Here is a 23,864-nt window from a genome sequence, read left to right as displayed (position 1 = left end):
CCTGAGAGTTCCGGATCACTCGTCGATCTGACCCCTAAGAGCCTTGACCTCGCCGCGTCGCTTCTTCGCATCAACACGTTTGCGTTTCTGATTGAGCGACACCCGCGTCTTGATCCGCTTCTTCGGCTTCTCTGTTGCCCGACGTATCAAATCGGTTAACCGTGTCCGGGCAATCTCGCGGTTACGCGCCTGACTGCGCTCTTCGCTGACTTGAATGATCAGCGCACCATCTTTCGTCCACCGACGCCCCGCCAGCCGTTGCAACCGCCGTTTCACCGGTTCGGGTAAATTGGGCGACCGCGCGGCTTCAAACCGAAGCTCGACTGCCGATGACACTTTGTTAACGTTCTGCCCACCAGGGCCACTGGCGCGCACGAACGTCTCGGTGATCTCCCAGTCGGCGATCTCTATGTCGGGCGTTATCTGCATGGGCCAATCTGAAATGCTGCGGTGCAATACCGACGTCATACCGACGTCATACCGACACGATACCGATGGGTCAAAAATGAAAGAAGGGTCGCCGATGTGGCGACCCTTCCGAGGTTCATGGAGATGGGCCAGTTAGGGTGTCGGCGTGCCGACAGGCCCAATCGGAATAGTTTTTGCCTTCTGGAATGCCGTCAGGCAACGGTCCTCCCGACTGTTGTGACACCTCTCTCCAATATCGCTCTAGACACTGGACCACCTCCTTTCGTTTGTTACCGATGACAGAAGGTTGGCACAGATATTGTGTCTGTCAATATATTTTACGCAACTGGTGCGGTCATTCGCCGAACAATTATGCGAAATGGCACCAATGCGACCAAGGCCAGGGCAAGTTTCACACCCCAATCCGCCACTGCCAGCGACACCCAAAGCGGCACGTCCGGTCCCATGCCCAACATCGGCAACACGTCACTTGCCCAACCAACGTCGTTTGCAGGCTCGACGAACGTCAACATCGCCGAAAACGCGATGGTAAAGAACAGCGCAGTATCGACCGCTGACCCCACCAACGTCGATACCAAAGGTGCCCGCCACCAGTCACCGCCTCGCAGTCGATCAAAGATCGCCACATCCAGTAACTGCGCGGAAAGAAAGGCGATTCCAGACCCGATGGCAATCCGCCAGGTCACTAATGGCCCAAATTCACCCACGATCTGAGTGCCAATCAAGGAGCAAACAACGCCCGTCACAAAACCCGCAAACACAACCTTTCGTGCTGTCGAGGCCCCGTAAACGCGGTTCATCACATCCGTGACTAGAAACGCCAGCGGATAGGTGAATGCACCCCAGGTCAGCCACTGGCCGAACAGGAATTGCACCAGAATATTCGAGGCCACAACGACGGCGGCCATGGCAAGGATGCCAGGAAGTAAACGAGTCATATGGGTTTCCGTTTTGACAAGGTGGTCGGAGACTTGGCCCCTTCCGGGGACGGGGGCAAATAGCCCTGCGATCTCACTCAGTCAAGCGAAACTCGACTATCTGGGTTTCCTGCACAGATTGATGATTGTCGTCCGAAATCATTGTAATTCGGGTTGAGCCGACTTTGTCCTGCCAAACCGAGATGCCTTCAAGGTTGTCAAACGCGCGCATTGGCGGCTGCCAGATGGCGTCGCCCAATGCATCTGGCGTCTTAAGGTCAAAAACCCGAATTCGGCTTTGAAACCCAATCAAACGGAATGCTCGCTCCAGTAAAAACAACTGTCCGTCCGGGCCGATATCCGCTCCGACAGGTCGAAACCCCTGTGTCCGTCGGATATGAAACAACGTGCTCCATTTCTCACCCTCCAGCCTCCAAACCGGGATGCCCGATGCACCTTTCGGGGCAGTCTCGGGGATGGCAATCAAACGCCCTTCCAGATCAACAGCTAAAGCCTCAACGCCTTGGTTCTTGGGAAGTCTTTGCGCGTCGATGATATCCGGCATACGAACAAATGCGGTGTCCCCGTCATAAACAAAGATACGGTCGTTTCTCTCAAACGATACCGCGTAATTGCCGTCAGAAAGCAAGGCCATACCCTCGCTGTCGGCAATTTTCTTTTCGTTAGTCGCGGGTTTTCGAAAAAATGCGATGCCATCAAGATCCTGTAACGCTCCCACAGGCCTGCGCGGTACTCCGACGATCACATCGCCGTCTCTCTCTAGCGTCCCCCGATACGACTGAGCGTTATCCCCAATGGCCAGAAACACGTCGCCACCATCCAGAACTTCAATGGCGGACCATCCCCCAAAGTAATCTTCGGGTCGATCCCAAACAAATGTTCCGATGTGCTCAAGTTTGGGTTCGGCAACTGCGGGCATCGCCCACAGGATCAGCGCGACAAGACTTGCGCGCATTGCTGGGGTAAATCGGCCAGAACCAACTCTTTCCTAGGTTTCGGTGGCGGAGCATTCGGATCAGGTGGCGGCGGGTTCAAAATGCGATCAACCCATTGTTCGGCCCCCTCACAACCATCACCAGCAGGTGGCGGCGCCTGATCAACACATCCCGACGCACCGCGCGGGCAATGCAATCGAACATGAAAATGATAGTGATGTCCCCACCATGGTCGGATCTTGCGCAGCCACGACCTATCCCCTTTCGCGTCTTTGCACATCTGAACTTTCGCGCCCGGAAACACAAAAATTCGCGCAACTGACTTATCCTGCGCGGCCCGTTTCAATATCAGATGATGTTCGCGCGACCAGTTATCATTGACATATGCACCCTTGGCCCGCCGGGTTGAAATCGACGAAAGTTCTTCCCGCGCTTTCCGGCTCAACTTCAGGTCTTTCGGCGGCAACATCCATATATCGATGTCCAATCCCAGCTGATGACTGCGATGCCCGGTCAGCATAGGTCCACCGCGCGGCTGCGAAATATCTCCGATATATAGACCTTTCCACCCAGGCCGTTTCGCGGCGTACGCGCTCAGGCGTTCCACAAATTTGATCGCCGTAGGGTGTCCCCAATTCCGATTGCGCGAAAGGCGCATCGCCTGCCAAGTTGATCCGGTTTCTGCCAATTGGGTTCCACCGGCCAAACAACCCTTAGCATACCCACCATGCGGGGCGGATTGCTGGCCCGACGCGCGTCGCTCCGCACCAAACAATTCTTTAGCCAGCGTCTCTGCTGAGATTGGCCCTGCCGCCAGAATAAATGCCGTCAGTACGGCTGCGATCCGTCTTCCCATATGTCTGCTCGATCTCCGTCGGGTTTGACCCATGCTAGCAAAATCAACCCAATAAGGAACAAAAAGATCAACGGAGCCACCCCTAGACGTGCACTTTCAGTAGCAGCCGTTACAATCCCGATCAGAGCAGGGGCCAGAAACGCGGTCGCGCGCCCCGAAAGCCCATAAAGTCCAAAGCTTTCCGTCGCAGTCGCCGGGTCCGTGTGTCGCACCATCAATGAGCGACTGGCCGCCTGCAAAACGCCGCCCAGCCCACCGATCAACACACCGCAGCCAAAAAACACTGCATCAGGCAGACCAGAGCCTTTCGCCAAACCAATCCCAAAGAAACTCTCGCGGCTCATGTTCACAATCGTGAAACACACAACCATCAACCCCAGAATCGTCGCGACAATCACGGGCTTCGGACCCAGCCGCTTGTCCAATCCGCCGCCTAACCACGAGAACACACCGGCAGAAACGACACTGACAATCCCAAAGATGCCGACCTGCGTGATCTCCCAGTTCAACACCAGCAACGCATAGGTGCCACCAAAGCCATAGAGCCCGTTCAGCGCATCCCGATACATCATTGAAGATCCCAGATATGCGCCAAGCGACGGTCGTTTAACCAATCCTTTGATAGAAGTGCCCAAATTCGCCAGAGCAGCAGATAAGGACAGTCGGTTATTCACAACACGCACTTCGCGAACCCATAGAAAATAGGGGATCATAAAGACCAGAAACCAAAGGGCGGCGAAGGGGCCAGCGAACCGTGTCCCTTCTTTGGTTTCAGGATCAAGTCCGAACGCCGGTTCCAACCCTACAATCGTTTTCCCGCTTCCCTGTTCTACAAAGAACACCAGCAAAATCACCAGTGCCAGCAATCCGCCCACATAGCCAAACGCAAACCCCGAACCCGAGATTTTCCCGATCTCTTCCCTCGTCCCCAACCCCGGCAACTGGGCATTCGTGAAGATCAGTGCATATTCCGTGCCAATAAATCCGATCCCGAAAAAAACTAGCGCCAATATCAGGTTTGATCCGTCAGGATTTGTCCACCAAAGTGCGCTGGCGCCCAGCACATACAATGCCGAAAACCCGACAATCCACGGCATCCGCCGCCCCGAAGTGTCCGCCAAGGCACCCATCACCGGACCGCCAAAGGCGATGATCAGGCCGGTGATCGTCAAACAAGCAGACCACATCGCCTGCGCGCGTGCATCAGCCGCGTCTTCCCCCAATCCAAGCCCCATGAAATGGGCTGCAGCGATCGAGGCAAAAAACGGCCCGAAAACGAAAGTCAAAAGCGCGGTGTGATACGGCTGACTGGCCCAATCGAAAAAGAACCAACCCCAGATGCGTTTCTTCAGGCCCGGCTCACTCATCGACATACCCCTTTAGTTTCCGCCATTTAGATAGACAGGCAAGGCGATGGCAAGTTCAGTTCTCGAAAATTGGCCCGCTTTCCGGCGGCCAGGGTCGCGTTGCGTCGGCATCAACCCAATTCTTCACCCACTCGGGCATTTCCGGCGGTAAGCTATCCATCCCAAGACTTTCCATAAAGTCAGCAGGGCGTAGTGAGCCATTCTTATCTTTCAGGCCGGCTCGCAGCAGAAGCTGGTTCATGCAAGTTTCTCCCTGCCACATCGACTGCTCGGCATAAAAGAACCGCTCGTCAAACGTCACAAACCGCGTCTGCATCCGATAATTCTGAAACACCGGCACCCGTCGGCGATACCGCAACGAAACCCCAGCCACCGGAAACATCACGCCCTTCTTAAGAACCGTACTCAATACACCCATCCGGACCAAGGTATGCCATCGCCCCAACTCGAACAGGGTCAGGATGCGCCCATTGTTCAACTCGCCGAAGATGTCCGTGTCCAGCGGCCAGGCCCGATGATACGTTACATGCGTGTCAAACGGCCCCATCGGCGGCAGCGACCGCGCCCGCCACAATCCCCAAACAGCCCGAACATATGGATACATCGCATCATCCTCCAGGTGATCGCATGACGTCAACGTTTAAGCCGGTCAAGCGCTACGCAACGGCATGCTGCACTTGCCAGACGCCCCACGGGCGCTTACGTGGGACACCACCGAAGAAACCGACCAAAAGAACGGAACAACCAAATGCAATCGCTCCTGCAAATCCTGCTCCTGATCCTCGACGTGGCGTGGTTCATTATGATCGCGCATATCATCATGAGCTGGCTGATTAGTTTTCAGGTGCTGAACCTCTATCAACCGTTCGTCCGTCAGCTTTGGGATGGCCTCAATCGCCTGCTCGAGCCCATTTACGGTCCGATCCGTCGCTTTATGCCAAACACCGGCGGCCTCGATCTCGCTCCGCTGGTTGCATTGATCGGCGTGTATGCAATCCGCATCATATTGATAAATAATGCGAGTATTTTCCTTTAGCGCGAAGCAAGGCGATCACTGAGTGCCCGGCAGACCAACAAATGCCTTCGCCTTGAATGGGCCTGCGTTTTGGAAAAGAGGACTTTTCGGCGAGCCCTAAAGTCACCCTTCTCGATCAAACCGAGCAATCATCAAGGTAAATCCGACCCCGCACTTCTTCTGTCCCAAAATACTTCGGGGGAGGGTCCGCGAATGCGGAGCCGGGGGCAGAGCCCCATAATCACGCTGGGGTCACGCCTTCGCTCTTGTTCACTGAACGTTCACATGCGACTGTGTAAGTAATAAGAGCAGTTAAAACAAATCCAAGGCAAATAGATGGACGGGTCCAATCCCACCGCCCATTCCCTTCTGGCAGAAGTGTTCGGCTTCGACGGGTTTCGCCCGATGCAGGCCGATATCGTCGATGCGGTTACCCGTGGCGACGATGTGCTGGCAATCCTGCCAACGGGTGGCGGCAAGTCCCTTTGCTTCCAACTGCCTGCGCTCTTGCGGCCCGGTCTCACCGTAGTCATTTCACCACTTATCGCTCTCATGCGCGATCAGGTCCGCGCACTGAAAGAAGCAGGCGTTGCGGCTGCGGCCTTGACCTCGGCCAGCACCGAGGACGAAAACACCGCTACTTTCCAGGCCCTTCATTACGGTACGCTCAAACTCCTCTACATGGCGCCAGAGCGTCTGGCTTCGGGTGGTACCGACCGCATGCTGGCGCAAGCCGGGGTTACGCTCCTGGCCGTCGACGAAGCCCATTGCGTCAGCCAATGGGGCCATGACTTCCGCCCGGACTATCTGCGCATTGGGGCGCTGCGTCGCGCCCTCGACGTACCTCTCGCTGCTTTCACTGCCACTGCTGACGCCGAAACCCGCGCCGAGATTGTCACCCGCCTCTTTGGCGACACGGATCCAACTCAGTTCCTTGGCGGCTTCGACCGTCCCAACATACACTTGGCGTTCGCCGCAAAAGACAAACCACGCCAGCAAATCCTGAACTTTGCGGCCGCCCGCAAAGACCAATCCGGTATTGTTTACTGTGGCACCCGCGCAAAAACCGAAACTCTGGCCCAGGCCCTGCGCGAGGCCGGGCAGAAAGCCTGCGCCTATCATGCTGGGCTGGATCCGGACACGCGCCGCGACGTCGAACGCCGTTTTCAAACCGAAGACGGTCTGATCGTCGTGGCAACGGTCGCCTTTGGGATGGGCATCGACAAACCCGATATTCGGTGGGTCGCCCATGCCGACCTGCCAAAATCGATCGAGTCCTACTACCAGGAAATCGGTCGCGCTGGTCGCGACGGTGCACCGGCAGAAACCCTGACGCTTTTTGGCAGCGACGACATCCGCTTTCGGCGCATGCAGATCGATGAAGGCCTTGCCCCACCTGAACGCCGCATGGCTGATCATGGTCGCCTGAACGCCCTTCTTGGCTTGGCCGAGGCACAGGCCTGTCGCCGCCAATCGCTGTTGACCTATTTCGGCGAACCTCGCGAACCGTGCAAAAATTGCGACCTCTGCGATACGCCGCCCCAAGTTTTCGACGGCACCCAAGAGGTGCGAAAGGCGCTGTCTGCCATCCTGCGCACGGGCGAAAGTTTCGGAGCCGGACATCTGACGGATATCCTGACCGGCACACTTACCGACAAAGTGCGCCAGCGCGCCCATGACCAATTGCCAACCTTCGGCGTTGGCCAAGATATCGACCGCCGCACTTGGACAGCCATCTTTCGCCAGATGATGGGTCACGACCTTGTGCGCCCGGACCCCGAACGCCACGGTGCCTTGCGCATGACCGATGCCGCCCGTCCCATACTTCGCGACAAGGCGACGATTACTCTCAGAAAAGACACGTTGAAATCCACCCGGCGACCGGTCGCCAAATCCATGGTGTCCGAAGAAGACGCCCCGCTGCTTTCGGCATTGAAAGCCAAGCGTCGCGCGCGCGCCGAAACGTCGCGTGTTCCGGCATATGTGATTTTCCCCGACCGAACATTGATCGAGATGGCCGAAACGCGCCCGCAGTCACTGGACGACATGGCGAATGTCTCAGGTGTCGGTGCCAAAAAACTCGAACGTTACGGGCGAGCATTTCTTGACATCATCACTGGCGAAGCATCGGCCCCAACCCACCCGGCGCGCCGCAAACTGGCCGGACGGGCCAGCGGCGATGTCTATGATCGCCTCCTGGCCGCGCAGGCCGATCTGGTCCGCGGCGAAGACGGCACCGGCAAGCCCATGAGCTGCTCGGCATCTCTGCTGGCAAAGATCGCGGCCCTGAGCGCAGATCGGATCGATCAGATCGATCAGCTTCTCGGCGAAAAACTCGCCCAGCGGTTTGGCCCAACTTTTGCTGGTATTCTTCAGAACGTCTGACAATGATTTTTGCGTCAAAAATCAACTTCCGCTCCACCCTCGGTCTTTGCATTTCAAGCACGATGAACTAGCTCTGAACAAAGCCACTCGGAGACCGCCATGCTGACCGTGATTTCCCCCGCCAAACGCCTCGACTGGTCACCATGCCAGGCAAAAATGACCACTCCGATATTTGACAGCGAAGCAAGCCGCCTCGCCGGACACGCACGCCAACTTTCGCTCGGCAAGCTAAAGTCGCTGATGGATATTTCCGACGATCTTGCCAGACTGAACCGCGAGCGTTTCAAGTCTTACGAGTCTGAGCCCGCCGAAGAAGCCACCCGCCCTGCCATTTTCGCCTTTGCCGGCGACACCTACATCGGGCTCGATGCTAACTCACTGGACGAACAAGCCCTTGAGCGCGCACAGTCGCACCTGCGCATCTTGTCCGGCCTCTACGGTGTGCTGCGACCCCTTGATGCCATTCAACCCTATCGTCTGGAAATGGGCAGCCGATTGAAAACTCGTCGGGGCAAGTCGCTCTACGAATTCTGGGGCAAGGACATTTCCAAGGCCCTGAATGCCCAAGCCGAAGCGATAGGCACGACATTTCTGGTTAATTGTGCCAGCCAGGAGTACTTCGGTGCTGTCGATCCAAAAGCACTGAAGCCTCAGATCATCACGCCGCATTTTTTCGAAGTCAAAAACAACTCACCGAAGAATGTCAGCTTTTTCGCCAAAAAGGCCCGCGGTGCCATGGCAAGGTTCATCGTCGAAAACCGGGTCACAACGGTGGATGGACTGGCCGACTTTGATGCTGGAGGCTACAAATTCCAACCTGATCTGAGTGGCGATGGTCAATTGATTTTTCATCGTGATGCACAGCCCGCAATTGCCGGTCAGGCCGCCTGACCATTCATTCCGCCGCCGTGGCACTCGCCTTTTCTTCCATCCGCGAGCCGTCGTCTTCCTGCGGCATTGGCAACGCAGGTTCGGCTTCCAGGGGTTGCGCTGTCAGAATGTGGTCTATTAACTGCTTTTTTTCAAGGGTTTGGTCAAATAATGATCGACGCCGGACGCAAGAATGTCCTCGGCGTCTCCGTCCATTGCATGGGCGGTGATCGCAATGATCGGGCAGGGTTCTGACCCGCGTTCGGCTTCAATAAAGCGGATGCGGCGGGTCGCTTCCTTCCCGTCCATTTTCGGCATCGAAATATCAGTAAATACGATGTCTGGTGCCCAATTTTCGAACAATTCAACCGCCTCGACACCGTTCACCGCGAAAACCAGATCGATGTTCAGATCCTTCAACATTTTCTCAATAACAAAGCGATTGGTGCGATTGTCCTCTGCCGCCAAGACCCGCATCGGCCTAGGGATCTGCGGCGCGGGCGGTTCTGCCTCGGCCTTGCCGACTCCCGGCATCCACACCTTGTCAACGGCTGGGTCAGAAACAGGTACAGGTGCATCGGGTTTGGAATGTGCTGGCGCATGGAACTCAAAGTGATCTGACCCTGTCCGAGATTGGTTGACAGGTTTGTTGCTTTGGACTGTCGGGGGGTGATCTACTCTGTCGCCCAACAATGTCAGTTTTTCCGATGTAGGCGCATCAAGGTCTCGCTCGGATGTCGTATCCGCTGAAGCGGAGGAATTCCTCGCGACTTCCGGAACCTCAGTGGGATCTGGCGCTTCCGCCGCACCTGCTTGCGGTCCTATCTCTTCAATCGACCAGGTTGCCTCCGCTTCAACCGGTGTTGTTCTCGTCACAGCACTGAATTCGTCTTCGCGCACGACATCCGATTGATCTACATCAGCACGGATAGGCGCGTTCGAAGGCTCCTCAACCTTTTCCTGCAAAGCAGGTTCCTCCAGCGACAGTAAACAATCCATCATCGCAGCCCGCAAAACCGGTCGCTGTAACAGCCGGTCAAAAGCCATTCCGCCCTCAGGAACCCGTGTCGGGCCACTGACCAACAAAAACATCCCGGCAACAGGAAACTGGCCGCGCAGTTTTTCTGCCATTCGAAACTCATTTTCTTCACCGACGCCGTGCCCCAGAAAAACAATGTCTTTTTCGTGGGGCTGCGCCTCGACAATTGCATTCACCGAGTCCGCCATGACCGTCTTCAGGCCGATCAACCCCAGCTGCTTTTGTAAAACGGTCCGGTTCATGCCCGGCGCATCCAACACTATTGCGCGCTCCATCCATTTAGGGGCGGATATGTCATCCGGTTCAACATCTTCGATCGCAACCATCGGCAAGAAAAATCCAAAGCCGGATCCAACATTCTCACGAGAATCCACCCAAACCTCGCCGCCCATGGCCGTGACCAGCCGCTGTGTTATGGCCAGACCCAGCCCAGTTCCATCGTGGGTTCGGTCACGTTCGTTTTCGACCTGTTGAAATTCTCTGAAGACCGTTTCCAGCTTATCTGCCGGGATGCCAATACCGGTATCTTCCACTGTTATGTGAACGCGATAGTCCCGGTCGCCTTCCCCTGGCAATCCAACAACGCGAATAACAATGTGCCCTTCCTCGGTGAACTTGATCGCATTCCCAACGAGGTTGGTCAGAATTTGGCGAATGCGTCCGGCGTCGCCCGTATAAGACGTCGGCATGAAAAGATCGTAATCCACCGCAATCTGCAAACCTTTGTCCAAAGCGCCCGGCTGCAAAAGGGTCACAACCTCGTGGATGCACTTCTCCAGATCAAACGGCTGTGACTTAAAACTGATCTGGTCGGCCTCGATTTTCGAGTAATCAAGAACGTCATTGATGATCACCAATAATGCTTCGCCAGACGATCGTATGGTTTCGACGTAGGCGCGCTGCTCCTCATCCATTGCCGTTTCGGTCATCAAGTCCGCCATCGCGACGACCCCGTTCATTGGTGTACGAATCTCATGGCTCATATTGGCAAGAAACGCTGACTTGGCTCTGTTTGCCGCTTCAGCTTTCTCGCGAGCTTCCCTTAGCTGCTCTTCGCGTTTGGTTTGCTCAGTGATGTTCAGCGCCAATGTAACAAGGTCACCGTGACCCGTTCTTCTATCGATCAATCGGATATACTGGCCGTTCCACAGCTTTAAAATAGACTGCTCGATCCTGGGTTGGTCAAGGCGGCGCAGCATTCCCGCTTGCCAGGCTCTTGACGAAAGCCCGCCAGTATCAACGATGCCCTCATCCGCCAAAAGCTCAACCAGCTCCGACATTGGGATGCCCGGCTGGACCATCTCTAACCCTTCAAAAATCGCCAGATACGCCCGGTTTGCAACAATCATATTGTTATCGGGACCAAACACTGCAAACCCATCTCGAATGGTCTCAAGCGAATCCCAAAGTCTGCGTTCTGCAATCACCATTGCACTTTCAGCGCGCACCAAATCTTCACGCACGTGCGTGACCTCTGATTTAAGTGTTTCAGCTTCGGTCTTGACCCGTCCGATCTCTTCTCGACTACTGACAATTTCGGTGCTCAGCGATTGCGCGTGACGCGATAGGGCGCGGTTGGCATCGCTTAACTCTGTTTTCATTTGCGCCATCAAACGTTCCGCCGCCAGCCGCGTCCGGCGTTCAGACGCGAATTGATCTGCCAACTCCATGAACACTCTCCGTCCCGTCCAGATTTCGGGTTGTCGGAAACTTTATGCCGGTATTCCGGTAAACAACTTCTTAACTTGCCGCGACGCCCGCAGAACGCATTCACCCGTCGTCATGCGCCTTTCTCGGTTTGAAAACGGAAATAATTCAATGGATTACAGCAGGCCCACCATCTAACTCAGTGAAAACACAGCCGCCCTCGCTACACCCGGCATTGACACCGCAGACATCCCCGGGTGAATGTCGCGCCCCATGACCAAGCCGGAAATCCAGTCTCGAATTGCCACCCGTCTGAAAGTGATGCGCACCGAAAAGGGCCTGTCTCTGGACGCACTCGCGCAGCTTTCGGGCGTCTCGCGTTCGATGGTCAGCCAGATCGAACGCGGTGAAAGCTCGCCAACCGTCGCCACACTCTGGAACATCACTCAGGCGCTGGGCATCGATATTGGCGGCCTCTTGGATGATCGCGAAGCGCCCGCAATTGCCGTCATTCGCGCCGACGCCGCCCCTCTTATCGAAGGCTTGGGCAAAGACTGCACCATCCGCATTCTCAGCCCCCCAGAAGAAGTGGGTCGCCACGAAGTATACGAACTCACATTTGCAGCCGGAGGTGTTCTGGACAGCGATCCACATAGCCCAGGCACCCGCGAGCATCTGACAGTGATCAAGGGGCAAATAGCCCTTGGTGCCGCTGACAGCACCGATCTTCTTGGGCAAGGCGACAGCGCGCGCTATCCCGCCGACGGACCCCATACTTTGGCGGCCCATAACGGAGATGCAAAAGCTCTTCTCATCGTGCAGTTCACATAAGATTAATATCCTATATATTGCCGAAGTATCCGTTATAGTGTATTCACGCCGGAAACGGAGACCACTCATGTCTGATTTCGCGGCGCACCTCGAGACAACCCTGGCAACTATCGACGCCGATGGGCTGACGAAACGCGAACGCGCCATCACAACGCCTCAGTCGACGAACATCCGCGTCGCAGGCAAACCTCTCCTGAACCTTTGCGCCAATAATTACCTTGGGCTTGCAGATAATCCGCGCCTGATCGATGCCGCACACAAGACGCTCGACACACATGGCTACGGCATGGCGTCTGTCCGCTTCATTTGTGGAACCCAGGACCTGCACCAATCGCTGGAAGCAGAACTGGCCGCTTTCTTGAACATGGATGACGCGATCCTGTTCGCCGCCTGTTTTGATGCCAATGCCGCCGTGTTCGAACCTCTCTTGGGTCCAGAAGATGCGATCATTTCGGATTCTCTGAACCATGCCTCCATCATCGACGGCATTCGTCTGTGCAAGGCACGCCGCTATCGCTACGCCAACTCCGATATGAATGACCTCGAGGCGAACCTGAAAGAGGCTCGCACCGCTGGTGCCCGCTTTGTCATGATCATTACTGATGGTGTCTTTTCCATGGACGGCACTCTCGCAAACCTCCCCGAAATTCGTGTGCTGGCCGACAAATACGATGCCCTCATCATGGTGGACGATTGTCACGCCACAGCGAAGCCTCGATAACCTGGCTGAACGACGCGCTGCCACATCTGACCAAAACCTGCGAAACCGCTGGCAGCTTCGACTTCGCCAATATCAACGCCGTCTGGCACCACCTCTCGGATCATGACCGTGACATTGGGTTCGCAAGTCTTGCAAAGGTCCTACGCCGCGATGCGACCCTTATCATGTCATTGCGCCACGGGCCTGCACCCGCCGACCGACCCGCCCATCCCGTCTCGGCCGAAAGGACAATTGCACAAGCGCAAACCCACGGTTTCCAGAACACCCTGAACAAACCGGCCGCGTCCAGCCAGGCCTGCAATCAGCGCTCTGGCGTCACTTGGACATGGCTGGCTTTCACATACGCACCAGAAGTTTCAAAATGATCTGGATGCATTATCGGCCCAAAAATATCCCGGGGGAGGTGCCGCAGGCACCGGGGGCAGAGCCCCGAAAGGCGCGAATATGACCAATCAGATGAAAGCTCTCGCCAAAACCAAACCGGCTCCGGGTCTGGACATGATAGAGGCACCGGTTCCCGAGGTTGGCCCCGATGACATCCTCATCCGCATCAACATGACCGGCATCTGTGGTACCGATATTCACATCTGGGATTGGGACGACTGGGCCCAGCGCACGGTTCCCGTCCCCCTGATCACCGGGCACGAGTTTGCCGGTGAAATTGTCGAACTTGGTCGAAACGTCACCGATCTGGCATTGGGACAGCGGGTATCCGGTGAAGGCCATCTGATCGGCAAACACTCCCGACAATCGCGCGCAGGTAAATTCCACCTTGACCCAGAAACGCGCGGTATCGGCGTAAATGAACAGGGCGCCTTTGCCGAATACCTGAAACTCCCGGCCTTCAACGCAGTACCTCTTCCCGACATGATTGACGACGAGATCGGCGCGATCCTGGACCCTTTGGGAAATGCGGTGCACACCGCGCTCAGTTTTGATTTGATCGGTGAAGATGTGCTGGTGACCGGGGCCGGACCCATTGGCATCATGGCCGCTGCGGTGGCGCGTCACGTCGGAGCGCGTCATGTGGTTATTACCGATATCAACGCAGACCGGCTGGCCTTGGCGGAAAAAGTTGCAGACGTTGTGCCTGTAAATGTCGCCAAGGAAGATCTTCAGGATGTCATCGCCGGCCTGAAAATGAAGGAAGGTTTCGACATCGGCCTCGAGATATCTGGCAACCAAAAGGCTATGGATCAGATGATCGAAGCCTTGGTCATGGGCGGGCGCATAGCGTTGCTGGGTATCCCGCCCGGCAAGTCGCCAGTCGACTGGTCCCGGATTGTATTCAAAGCCATCACCATAAAAGGCGTCTATGGACGCGAAATCTTTGAGACGTGGTACAAGATGATTGCCATGTTGGAAAACGGACTGGATGTACGAAATGTCATCACCCATCGTATGCCGGTCGACGACTTCCGGTCCGGGTTCGAGATCATGAAATCCGGCCAATCCGGCAAGATCGTTCTGGATTGGACATAATTCAGGCGCGGCCCGCATCTCTTCGTAGTATTTTGCAGCTCTAAAACTGTTGACAGCAGCGCTTCAAATGGCACGGTGCACCCCATGGGCGACGTCATATTTTGGATTATCATTACCGTCGGAATGATCGTTGGTTTCCGTTGGTGGCAAAAACGCAAATAGGTTTTGCGCCGTGCCTGACGGCACGTCGCGACGCGCCAATTGACATGAATGTCAATTGGCGCTGTTTTCTACATTAAGTATTTTTAGACAGAAGAAGATCACTTGCTTTGCCGCATTGCTAAGCCATGGGCTGGCGCGATCACGGAGGTGTTTTGGTGACTCCATACATAACAATGGCCCTCAATAACGCCTGGGCAAATGCCACGCTGTATAAGGCTATGCAGGAGATATCTGACATGGCCTTCCAGGCAGATCGACCTGGGTTTTTCCCGTCGATTGCGGATACACTGAACCATATCCTGTCGGTAGATCTCTACTATATCGACGCGCTGGAAAGCGCTGGTCAAGGCAGGTCCGTCTTTAACCGCGCCGATATCGAAACCGCTTCGGATCTCGCCAGACAACAAGCCGAGGCCGATATGCGCCTTGCGACCTTTTGCGACGCTTTGTCACCGGAAGTTCTGACCGAAACATGTATCACCGATCGTTCAAGCGGCCCGGTTGAAGAAAGCGTATCAGCCGTTCTGCTGCATCTGTTCCAACACCAGACACACCACCGCGGCCAAGCTCATGTGCAAATGTCCCACGCAGGTATCGCGCCGCCTCAACTGGACGAATTCCACCTGATCTACGACCGCGCACCATCTGCCGAAATGTATTGGAGCTAATCAGCCCTGACCGCCCGGCGACACCACAGGTGTCCGCCCGCCGTCCTCCAGGGCGAAACACGCGCCATCTTGAAAGACCACCGGCACCAGAGGATGCCCATAGGCGGCCCCGACATCCAGATTAACCCGGTTGCCGTAATGCGTCGGCGCATCGACAGGTGTATGACCATGCACGATCAGCGCCTCGTGATCTTCCAGCCGCCACAGAAATTCGTCGCGTATCCACAAAAGGTCATCTTCGTCCTGCGCTTCAATCGGAAAGCCAGGACGAATACCGGCATGCACAAAAATCATGCCACCAACCCGATGCCACAGCGGCAAACCCTCGATGAACTCAACATGCGCTATGGGCACTTTCTTCGCGGCGCGCGCGTGAAACTTGTCCGCGCCTTCCAACCGCCGTTTCTCGGCCCCATAGGATCTTAATGTCTCTGCGCCACCCATTCCCGGGCTGAGCCACGTCAAACCCGCCCTTAGTCGCCCGTCGGTCGTTTCGCCAGTGCGAACATAGTTGGCCAGAAACCGGTCGTGATTGCCTTTGACGATTACCCAGTTCTCGCCACGTGCCATGCCATCCATCAGATACTCGATAACACCGCGGCTATTTGGGCCCCGATCCACCAGATCGCCAACATGAACAACCTGCGCCGGGCCTCCGCTGGCCTGGGCATCCCGTGCAATCCTGCGGTGTGCCGACTTCAGCTCGTCAAGCTGGCCGTGCACATCACCAATCGCGTATATTCTTTGGTCATCCATAAAATAGCCCTAGGCGTCTGGCGGCCCCATCACAAGATAGTTCAACTGCGCACCGGGTTCAAAATCCATTTGGCAAGATAAACAGCAATGATAGCGCCAATAATTTCAGCACCAATGAATCCGGGCACATCCATAGGTCGTATGCCGGAAAATGTATCTGTAAACGCGCGCCCTATGGCAACGGCTGGATTGGCAAAACTCGTCGATGCCGTGGACCAATAGGCAGCCGTGATATATAAACCAACCAACCAGGCAACGGCCTCAGGTTTGTGACGGATGCCGCCCAGTATCACGAAGACCAGCCCAAATGTTGCAACAACTTCGGCCAACCATTGCGATCCGCCGGTTCGCATCGTGTCTGATGCCTGAAACAACGGCAGCTCGAACATCCCATGCGCGATCAACGTTCCGACAACTGCGCCCCCGATCTGCGCGCAGCCGTAGAAAACGGCGCGTGACATCTCAATGTCTCCACGTAGCCAAAACGCCAACGTCACGGCCGGGTTGAAGTGCGCGCCGGAAATCGGACCCAGAATGGTGATCAGCACGACAAGTATCGCACCGGTCGGCAGGGTATTCCCCAAAAGCGCCAGCGCCACATCTTCAGTTAACCGATCCGCCATTATGCCGGAACCAACAACGGTTGCGACTAGCATGCCTGTTCCCAGGGCTTCGGCACTTAACCTTTGAAACGAAGTCGCACTCATGCTGCTGCAATTCCGGACATTTCAATTGGCCGCTAGAAACCATCTGCTGTGTGTCTTGTCAAAAAGCATTCGCGCGGTGGTCTTCAGGCCGCCGCGCGGATCGACCCACGCAAGTGGGACGAAAGAAATTTAGGCGGCGTCGAACCGCAAAGGTGCCACCTGGCTGAATAAGCCGGTCGCTTCCAGCTTGTCGACAACGACGGCAGGGGCGGGATCATCCAGATATAAAAGCGCAATTGCATCCTGACCTTTTTCTGCCCGGCCAAGTGTAAAGTTCGCAATATTGACGCCATTTTCGCCCATGGTCTGACCCAGTGCACCGATGATCCCTGGAACATCGTTGTTTGTGGTGTAAATCATGTGTTCACCAACTTCGGCGTCAATATTGATGCCTTTGATCTGAATGAACCGCGGTTTGCCGTCGTTAAAGACAGTGCCCGCAATCGAACGCTCGCGTTTGTCAGTCACCACGGTCAGCTTGATGTAGCTGTCGAAGGCACCTGACTTTTCTTGTGTGGTTGTCGAGATCTCAATGCCGCGATCTTTCGCAATAACTGGGGCCGACACCATGTTCACGTCGGGGTTCGTCGCTTTCATGATCCCGGCAACGGCGCTGGCGTTTAGCGCTGCGGTGTTCATTTCGGCAACCTGACCGTTATAAAGGATATTGATCGCGCGGATCGGCTCGTCCGTCAGCTGGCCCGTAAACGCACCCAAATGTCCGGCCAGTTTCACCCATGGCCCCATGACTTTGGCTTCCTCGGCGGTCACCGACGGCATGTTCAACGCGTTGGTCACAGCACCCGTCAGCAAATAATCCGACATCTGCTCGGCCACCTGCAACGCAACATTTTCCTGCGCTTCCGTCGTCGAGGCACCCAGGTGCGGGGTCACCACCACGTTCGGCAGATTGAACAGCGGGCTTTCTGTCGCTGGCTCCACGGCAAAGACGTCAAACGCAGCACCTGCAACCCGCCCGTCTTTCAAAGCCGCTGCCAATGCTTCCTCATCAACCAAACCACCCCGGGCACAGTTGATGATCCGAACACCCGGCTTCAGGCGTTCAATGGCATCCGCCGACAGGATATTCTTGGTCTTGTCCGTCAACGGCACGTGCATGGTTATAAAGTCAGAACGCCCCAGCAACTCGTGCAGCTCAACTTTGGTCACACCCATTTTGTCTGCACGTTCTTCAGTCAGGAATGGATCGTAGGCGATGACCTTCATCCGCAATCCTAACGCGCGCTCGCAAACGATCCCACCGATGTTGCCCGCGCCAATCACGCCCAACGTCTTGTTGGTCAGTTCAACACCCATGAACCGTGACTTTTCCCACTTGCCCTGATGGGTCGATGCACTTGCCTCGGGAATTTGCCGCGCAACGGCAAACATCATTGCCACCGCGTGTTCCGCAGTTGTGATCGAGTTTCCAAAAGGCGTGTTCATGACGATCACGCCCTTTTTCGACGCGGCCGGGATTTCAACGTTGTCCACGCCAATCCCTGCGCGGGCGACGACTTTCAAATTGGTCGCGGCTTCCAACAGTTTGGCCGTTACCTTGGTGGCCGAGCGGATTGCCAAACCGTCATATTGCCCGATCACTTCCAGCAAGCGCTCTTTGTCTTTGCCAAGACCGGGCTCAAAGGTCACATCAATCCCGCGATCGCGAAAGATTTGCACAGCAGTTTCGCTCAGCTTGTCGCTGACCAGCACTTTTGGTTTCGTTTCCATATTCATAATCCATCGTTCGGAGGCACCGACGTAATACCGACGTCATACCGACAGGCCATTTCAGGGGTCAGGCAGCTGCTTCCAGCGCCGCAATTTCAGTGGCAAATGCCCAATCCAGCCAGGGCATCAGCGCCTCAAGATCCGAGGTTTCCACCGTCGCACCGCACCAGATCCGCAGACCAGCGGGCGCGTCGCGATATGCCCCAACATCAAAGGCAACACCTTGATTTTCAAGCTGTTTTGCAATGGTCTTGGCAAATGCTGCACCGTCGACAATGCGCGTATCAGTGAACTTCAGGCAAACACTGGTGTTCGACCATGTCGCCGGATCATCCGCCAGATTTGCAATCCAGTCCCGCGCCGCACAGAAATTGTGCAGCACTTTGGCATTGGCATCCGCCCGGGCGACTAACCCATTGAGTCCACCCACTTTTTCGGCCCAATCAAGCGCATTCAGATAGTCCTCAACGCACAGCATCGATGGTGTGTTGATCGTCGCACCTTCAAAGATGCCACCAATAACCTTACTGCCTTTCGTAAGGCGAAAAATCTTCGGCAAAGGCCAGGAAGGTGTATAATTTTCAAGACGTTGCACGGCGCGCGGACTCAGGATCAACATCCCATGCGCAGCTTCGCCGCCCAGCACTTTCTGCCAGGAATACGTCACAACATCCAACCGGTCCCAAGGCAGGTCCTGCGCAAACGCCGCCGAGGTCGCATCACAAATCGCCAACCCATCCCGGTCGGCAGGAATATCAAAATGCGCCGGAACCCGCACGCCGCTTGTCGTGCCGTTCCAGGTAAACACAACGTCTTTGTCCCAATCGACTCCGGCCAGATCGACGATCTGTCCATATTCCGCTGTCTTTACAACGGCATCCAGTTTCAGTTGCTTGACCACGTCCGTGACCCACCCGGCCCCGAAACTCTCCCAGGCCAGCATCTCAACTGGACGCTCACCCAGCAAATTCCACATCGCCATTTCCATAGCGCCGGTATCCGAGGCAGGCACAATCCCGATCAAATAGTCGTCTGGAACGCCCAAAATCTCGCGGGTTTTGTCGATGGCCAACTTAAGCTTCGCCTTGCCAACGGCAGCACGGTGCGACCGCCCTAGTGGGGCATCGTTAAGACTTTCCAATGTAAAAGTAGGGGGCTTGGCACAAGGGCCAGACGAAAAACGCGGATTTGCCGGCCGCGTCGCCGGGGTATTCATATCCATCACTGAATATCCTTCCAGATATATGCCCCTCGTTGGGGAGGGGTGTCCCACTGACCGCAATACGGATGCAAAAAGGGTTTCGCAAGCACGGAATTGACGCTAGAGGCGGGGAAAGGGTCGCTTTTTGACCCGTGAATTCACTATCGGAAACACACGTGTCAGAGCCTCAGATTATCTCGCTTATCGCTCAGCCCGGAAAGTTGGATCCGGCTTTGGTGTCATCCTTGCAGTCGGCCTGGGGTGGCGGAGACGCGCATTGGCTGGCTCCCGACGAGGCTGCAGAATTTCCGGCCATAACAACGCCTTCCAACATTTCGGAAGTAAGAAGCGACATTGCTGGCATGGGTGTCGATGTCAACGTTCTGCCGTCTGGGAATCGTCGCAAAAAGCTACTGATTGCCGACATGGACAGCACCATGATCAATCAGGAATGCATCGACGAGTTGGCCGCCGAAGCCGGTGTCGGTGACCGCGTTTCTCAAATCACGGCACGAGCGATGAACGGTGAATTGGATTTCGACGCGGCAATCGATGAACGCGTGGGATTATTGAAAGGTTTGGGAACAGACGTCATCGAGAAAGTTCTGCAAGATCGCATTACCCTTGCCGCAGGGGGCCAAACTCTCGTGGCAACTATGAAGGGCAATGGCGTCTATGCCGCACTGGTATCAGGCGGATTTGTTCAGTTCACATCCGCAATTTCCCGGCTCCTGGGATTTGACGAAAATCGTGCAAACACTCTGATCGAAGACGGCGACATACTATCAGGAACGGTTCAACGTCCCATTTTGGGGCAAGAAGCAAAGGTCGAAGCTCTCGAAGAAATCACTGCTCGGCTTGGTGTTTCGCCGGATGATGCCATCGCAGTTGGTGATGGAGCCAACGATCTTGCGATGATCCACCGCGCCGGACTTGGGGTTGCTCTCCACGCGAAACCGGCGGTTGCAGCAGCAGCTCCAATCAAAGTAAATCACGGCGATCTTACGGCTCTGCTATTCCTGCAAGGCTATGAAATCAATGAATTTATCACTAACTAGCCACTTAAGAACTTCAAGCCAATAAACCCTCAGCAGGCCGAACCGACCCAACCGCAAGCCCAGCCCAGTTGGTGAGCGTCTGCGCAAGAATGCCCGAGACAACGGGATGATTGATATCCAAAACCCCAAGCCGCACCAACAATGCGGCGATTGCCACTTCCGAACCGCGTGAAGCGCCATCGGAAACTTTCAGAGCAATTCCCAACTTCTGCCCCGGAATGATCGCAACATAGAATCCTTCGGCGCCCGACTTGATCGCAACTGGTTCGCGCGCCACTCGCATCAACTCTGTATCAACACGCCCTTCACCGCCCACCATTTCAGGATGAGCGATCATTGCTCGGCATAGCTCACTGGCAGCTTTGCCTCGCACATCCGCTCGATCTTCTGCGGCAGCAATCACTGCCATCGCCCGCGCCATGGCAGACAAGTTGGTTGCAAAGTTTGGGGCCGAGCAGCCGTCAAATCCAAAACCCGGACTATCCATTCCAGTCATATCTTCAAAGGCTTCACGCACCGCCAGCTGAACCGGATGATCAATATTCACATAGTCGAGCTCGGCTCCCAAGTGTTTAGACAGCGTCAAAAATCCCGAGTGCTTGCCAGAACACCAATTAAATGCCCGCGTCACTGGCTCGCCGGTCTTGATCATTTCTTCGGCCAGTGCCTCATCCCGTGACGCCTGGGGACCGCAACAAAGGGCGTGTTCGTCAAGGCCAAGATCGCCTAGCCAGTCCGAAATCATCTCCACATGGCGACGTTCGGCCGAATGACTTGCGCAAGCCAGTGCCAACCGCTCTGTTGAAAGGCTGGTACCTGCGCCACTTTCGACCAATGGCAGAGCCTGCAAAATCTTCGCCGCTGACCGAGCAAATACCAGTTCCGTGGGGTTCCCCCAACTTTCGACGATCGATCCATCCGCGCGCGAGATTACTGCGTGGCCGAAGTGTCGCGATTCCACGAAAGGCCCCCGCGTCGTTTCGGCCAAAAGCACAGGATCAGACATTGAATGACCTCGCGAATTTGTCACGGCAATTTTCCGCCGCAGGGGGTTCCATATTGCGCATGAGATACGCTATCCATGCCCTGTTGGTAAGAGCATTTTCGGCCCGGAGCACCCTATGAAATCAGGGGCCCGGCCGCGCAGGCAAAGGCGAAAATCATGGCAAGACGGGCATTTGCAACTCTGATCGCGGCGGCCAGCGTGCTGTGCGCAGCACCGATTTCAGCGCAAGAAGTAACAAATCGCGTTGCTGCTGATACAGACTGGGCGGTTTTCGAAGGCTCGGATCCAAAAGAATGCTGGGCAGTAACGGCCCCAAAAGAAACCACAAATACTCGTGACGGCCGTCAGGTTTCAGTGCGCCGTGGCGACATTTTGCTGTTCGTTACTTACAGACCCCAGCAGGATGTTGTTGCGGAAGTCAGCTTTACAGGCGGCTACCCGTTCGCCGAAGGATCAACGGTCACGATGGATGTCGGTGGCACGACTTTTGAGTTGTTCACCGAAGGCGAATACGCTTGGCCTGCAACGCCAGCGGACGATCAAAAAATTGTCACGGCCATGAAGCGGGGCGCAAATGCCGTTTTGACGGCCCGGTCCTCCCGCGGAACGCAGACCAAGGACACGTTCTCTCTTCTTGGGGCAACCGCAATGATCCAGGACGCCGATAACCGCTGTTCCAGTTGACAGATGAGGCTTCGCGGTCGCTATTCATACGTCGCATTTACGTGAGTTGCGGTCGTAGGGTGCACTGCCAACATTGGCCTTTGCCCAAGTTCCTCGAAGTTTAAGTCAACAAAAGAAGTTCCGAATCTCTTTGGCAAACGACGGTGCATCGCATATATGCCGCCTCTGAGCCAAGGATGAGCGCTATGCCTGCCGAAACACCGATCACCCAGGACGTCTTGACGATCCCAAGGAAATTGCCCGATGGGCCCACCAACTTAGTTGGTTTGACCCGTGATGCATTGCGCGCGGCCTTGATCGAAGCTGGCACGCCAGAAAAGCAATCCAAGATGCGCGCCAACCAGATTTGGCAATGGATCTACCACTGGGGCGTCCGCGATTTTTCGGAGATGACCAATCTGGCCAAGGATTATCGTGCCCTTCTTGCCAGCAAATTCGTGATCGAACTGCCCGAAGTGGTGACACGTGATGTAAGCGCTGACGGCACACGCAAATATCTGGTGCGCATTGCAGGCGGACATGAAGTAGAGACGGTTTACATTCCCGAAACCGATCGCGGAACATTATGCATCTCCAGCCAGGTCGGCTGCACGCTAACCTGTTCGTTCTGCCATACAGGCACCCAGAAACTGGTTCGCAATCTCACCCCGGGCGAGATCGTCGGTCAGATCATGCTGGCCTGTGATGACCTTGGCGAATGGCCTGAACCAGGTCTGGGCACCGGTGACAACGGCCCGCGCCTTTTATCGAACGTCGTTCTGATGGGTATGGGCGAGCCGCTGTACAACTTCGAAGCGGTGCGCGACGCAATGATCATAGCGATGGATCGAGAGGGCATCAGCCTATCGCGACGGCGCATCACGCTGTCTACCAGTGGCGTTGTCCCAGAAATTGCCCGAACCGCCGACGAAATCGGTTGCATGTTGGCGGTATCGTTTCATGCGACGACCGATGAAACGCGCAACAAACTGGTTCCGATCAACCGTCGTTGGCCAATCGCCGAGTTACTGGATGCCTTGCGCGAGTATCCAAAAGTGTCGAATTCCGAGCGGATTACATTTGAATACGTGATGTTGAAAGACGTGAACGACAGCGATGACGATGCCCGCCGGTTGGTTGATCTCATCAAAGGCATTCCCGCCAAAATCAATCTGATACCGTTTAACGAATGGCCTGGCGCGCCCTATGAGCGGTCGGATTGGGAGCGGATCGAGGCATTTGCTGAAATTGTTTATAAAGCTGGTTATGCCTCGCCCATTCGGACACCGCGCGGTGAAGACATTATGGCGGCTTGCGGCCAGTTAAAATCGGCTACTGAACGCGCCCGCAAATCACGCAAGGAAATCGCTGCCGAGGCGGGGCTTTAAGACGTTAGG

General features: G+C 55.7%; 23 protein-coding genes. 11 read left to right on the top strand and 12 right to left on the bottom strand.

Annotated elements, in window-relative coordinates; translation table 11 throughout:
* Positions 1 to 15 precede the first annotated feature (15 nt).
* The 6 genes from GKR98_11505 to GKR98_11480 all read right to left on the bottom strand — a co-directional run bounded on the left by GKR98_11505 (position 16) and on the right by GKR98_11480 (position 5,129).
* Complete coding sequence (locus GKR98_11505; GenBank protein QMU60074.1) at positions 16 to 429, bottom strand: aminoacyl-tRNA hydrolase; 414 nt, start codon at positions 427 to 429, stop codon at positions 16 to 18.
* 317 nt (positions 430 to 746) lie between these two features.
* A complete protein-coding gene (locus GKR98_11500) occupies positions 747 to 1,367 on the bottom strand; it encodes a queuosine precursor transporter (protein ID QMU58762.1) in 621 nt (206 codons plus the stop codon).
* 73 nt (positions 1,368 to 1,440) lie between these two features.
* Positions 1,441 to 2,322: an esterase-like activity of phytase family protein gene (locus GKR98_11495; protein QMU58761.1), complete on the bottom strand. Its 882-nt coding sequence runs from the start codon at positions 2,320 to 2,322 to the stop codon at positions 1,441 to 1,443.
* Complete coding sequence (gene mepA / locus GKR98_11490; protein QMU58760.1) at positions 2,298 to 3,158, bottom strand: penicillin-insensitive murein endopeptidase; 861 nt, start codon at positions 3,156 to 3,158, stop codon at positions 2,298 to 2,300. The genes GKR98_11495 and mepA overlap by 25 nt, the downstream gene beginning before the upstream one ends.
* Positions 3,131 to 4,525, bottom strand: coding sequence for an MFS transporter (locus tag GKR98_11485; GenBank protein ID QMU58759.1), 1,395 nt, complete (start codon positions 4,523 to 4,525; stop codon positions 3,131 to 3,133). Before GKR98_11485 ends, mepA begins: the two co-directional genes overlap by 28 nt.
* Before the next feature lie 55 nt (positions 4,526 to 4,580).
* Entirely contained in the window at positions 4,581 to 5,129 is a 549-nt protein-coding gene (locus GKR98_11480; protein QMU58758.1) for a thioeseterase, read from the bottom strand.
* Between the two features lie 144 nt (positions 5,130 to 5,273).
* On the opposite strand from GKR98_11480, the gene GKR98_11475 reads away from it, so the two are divergent.
* The 3 genes from GKR98_11475 to yaaA all read left to right on the top strand — a co-directional run bounded on the left by GKR98_11475 (position 5,274) and on the right by yaaA (position 8,816).
* Positions 5,274 to 5,561 (top strand): YggT family protein, encoded by a 288-nt coding sequence (locus GKR98_11475; protein ID QMU58757.1) that lies wholly within the window; start codon positions 5,274 to 5,276, stop codon positions 5,559 to 5,561.
* A gap of 315 nt (positions 5,562 to 5,876) precedes the next feature.
* Complete coding sequence (gene recQ, locus GKR98_11470) at positions 5,877 to 7,925, top strand: DNA helicase RecQ (GenBank protein ID QMU58756.1); 2,049 nt, start codon at positions 5,877 to 5,879, stop codon at positions 7,923 to 7,925.
* Positions 7,926 to 8,024: 99 nt separating this feature from the next.
* Entirely contained in the window at positions 8,025 to 8,816 is a 792-nt protein-coding gene (yaaA, locus tag GKR98_11465) for a peroxide stress protein YaaA (GenBank protein QMU58755.1), read from the top strand.
* Between the two features lie 117 nt (positions 8,817 to 8,933).
* On the opposite strand, the gene GKR98_11460 is transcribed toward yaaA, so the two are convergent.
* On the bottom strand, positions 8,934 to 11,504 hold the full coding sequence (locus GKR98_11460) for a response regulator (protein ID QMU58754.1): 2,571 nt from the start codon (positions 11,502 to 11,504) through the stop codon (positions 8,934 to 8,936).
* 250 nt (positions 11,505 to 11,754) lie between these two features.
* Between GKR98_11460 and GKR98_11455 the strand changes: the two genes are divergently transcribed.
* The 5 genes from GKR98_11455 (at position 11,755) to GKR98_11435 (ending at position 15,345) form a co-directional block, all read left to right on the top strand.
* The gene (locus tag GKR98_11455; GenBank protein QMU58753.1) at positions 11,755 to 12,312 is read left to right on the top strand and encodes a helix-turn-helix domain-containing protein; all 558 of its coding nucleotides are present in this window, start codon (positions 11,755 to 11,757) and stop codon (positions 12,310 to 12,312) included.
* A gap of 67 nt (positions 12,313 to 12,379) precedes the next feature.
* On the top strand, positions 12,380 to 13,033 hold the full coding sequence (locus tag GKR98_11450; GenBank protein QMU58752.1) for an aminotransferase class I/II-fold pyridoxal phosphate-dependent enzyme: 654 nt from the start codon (positions 12,380 to 12,382) through the stop codon (positions 13,031 to 13,033).
* Positions 13,006 to 13,398: a hypothetical protein gene (locus tag GKR98_11445; protein ID QMU58751.1), complete on the top strand. Its 393-nt coding sequence runs from the start codon at positions 13,006 to 13,008 to the stop codon at positions 13,396 to 13,398. The genes GKR98_11450 and GKR98_11445 overlap by 28 nt, the downstream gene beginning before the upstream one ends.
* A gap of 79 nt (positions 13,399 to 13,477) precedes the next feature.
* Entirely contained in the window at positions 13,478 to 14,515 is a 1,038-nt protein-coding gene (locus GKR98_11440; GenBank protein ID QMU58750.1) for an L-threonine 3-dehydrogenase, read from the top strand.
* Between the two features lie 335 nt (positions 14,516 to 14,850).
* Positions 14,851 to 15,345, top strand: a complete 495-nt coding sequence (locus tag GKR98_11435) for a nuclease (protein ID QMU60073.1) — start codon at positions 14,851 to 14,853, stop codon at positions 15,343 to 15,345.
* Here GKR98_11435 and GKR98_11430 read toward each other — a convergent pair whose 3' ends face one another.
* From GKR98_11430 to GKR98_11415, 4 genes are all read right to left on the bottom strand, one after another.
* Entirely contained in the window at positions 15,346 to 16,101 is a 756-nt protein-coding gene (locus GKR98_11430; protein QMU58749.1) for a serine/threonine protein phosphatase, read from the bottom strand.
* A 41-nt stretch (positions 16,102 to 16,142) separates the two neighbouring features.
* A complete protein-coding gene (locus tag GKR98_11425) occupies positions 16,143 to 16,808 on the bottom strand; it encodes an aquaporin family protein (protein ID QMU58748.1) in 666 nt (221 codons plus the stop codon).
* A 129-nt stretch (positions 16,809 to 16,937) separates the two neighbouring features.
* Positions 16,938 to 18,539, bottom strand: a complete 1,602-nt coding sequence (locus GKR98_11420; GenBank protein QMU58747.1) for a phosphoglycerate dehydrogenase — start codon at positions 18,537 to 18,539, stop codon at positions 16,938 to 16,940.
* 67 nt (positions 18,540 to 18,606) lie between these two features.
* Positions 18,607 to 19,764 (bottom strand): phosphoserine transaminase, encoded by a 1,158-nt coding sequence (locus tag GKR98_11415; protein QMU58746.1) that lies wholly within the window; start codon positions 19,762 to 19,764, stop codon positions 18,607 to 18,609.
* A 167-nt stretch (positions 19,765 to 19,931) separates the two neighbouring features.
* Between GKR98_11415 and serB the strand changes: the two genes are divergently transcribed.
* Entirely contained in the window at positions 19,932 to 20,798 is an 867-nt protein-coding gene (gene serB / locus GKR98_11410; GenBank protein QMU60072.1) for a phosphoserine phosphatase SerB, read from the top strand.
* A gap of 13 nt (positions 20,799 to 20,811) precedes the next feature.
* Here serB and GKR98_11405 read toward each other — a convergent pair whose 3' ends face one another.
* Positions 20,812 to 21,804, bottom strand: coding sequence for an asparaginase (locus tag GKR98_11405; protein QMU58745.1), 993 nt, complete (start codon positions 21,802 to 21,804; stop codon positions 20,812 to 20,814).
* 156 nt (positions 21,805 to 21,960) lie between these two features.
* On the opposite strand from GKR98_11405, the gene GKR98_11400 reads away from it, so the two are divergent.
* Entirely contained in the window at positions 21,961 to 22,488 is a 528-nt protein-coding gene (locus GKR98_11400) for a hypothetical protein (GenBank protein QMU58744.1), read from the top strand.
* A gap of 185 nt (positions 22,489 to 22,673) precedes the next feature.
* The gene (rlmN, locus tag GKR98_11395) at positions 22,674 to 23,855 is read left to right on the top strand and encodes a 23S rRNA (adenine(2503)-C(2))-methyltransferase RlmN (protein QMU58743.1); all 1,182 of its coding nucleotides are present in this window, start codon (positions 22,674 to 22,676) and stop codon (positions 23,853 to 23,855) included.
* Positions 23,856 to 23,864 lie beyond the last annotated feature (9 nt).

Origin of the sequence: Boseongicola sp. (assembly GCA_014075275.1) — a bacterium.
GTDB lineage: Bacteria > Pseudomonadota > Alphaproteobacteria > Rhodobacterales > Rhodobacteraceae.
Note: the sequence above shows the minus strand (reverse complement) of the source record. Positions and strands in the feature narration are given on the sequence as shown.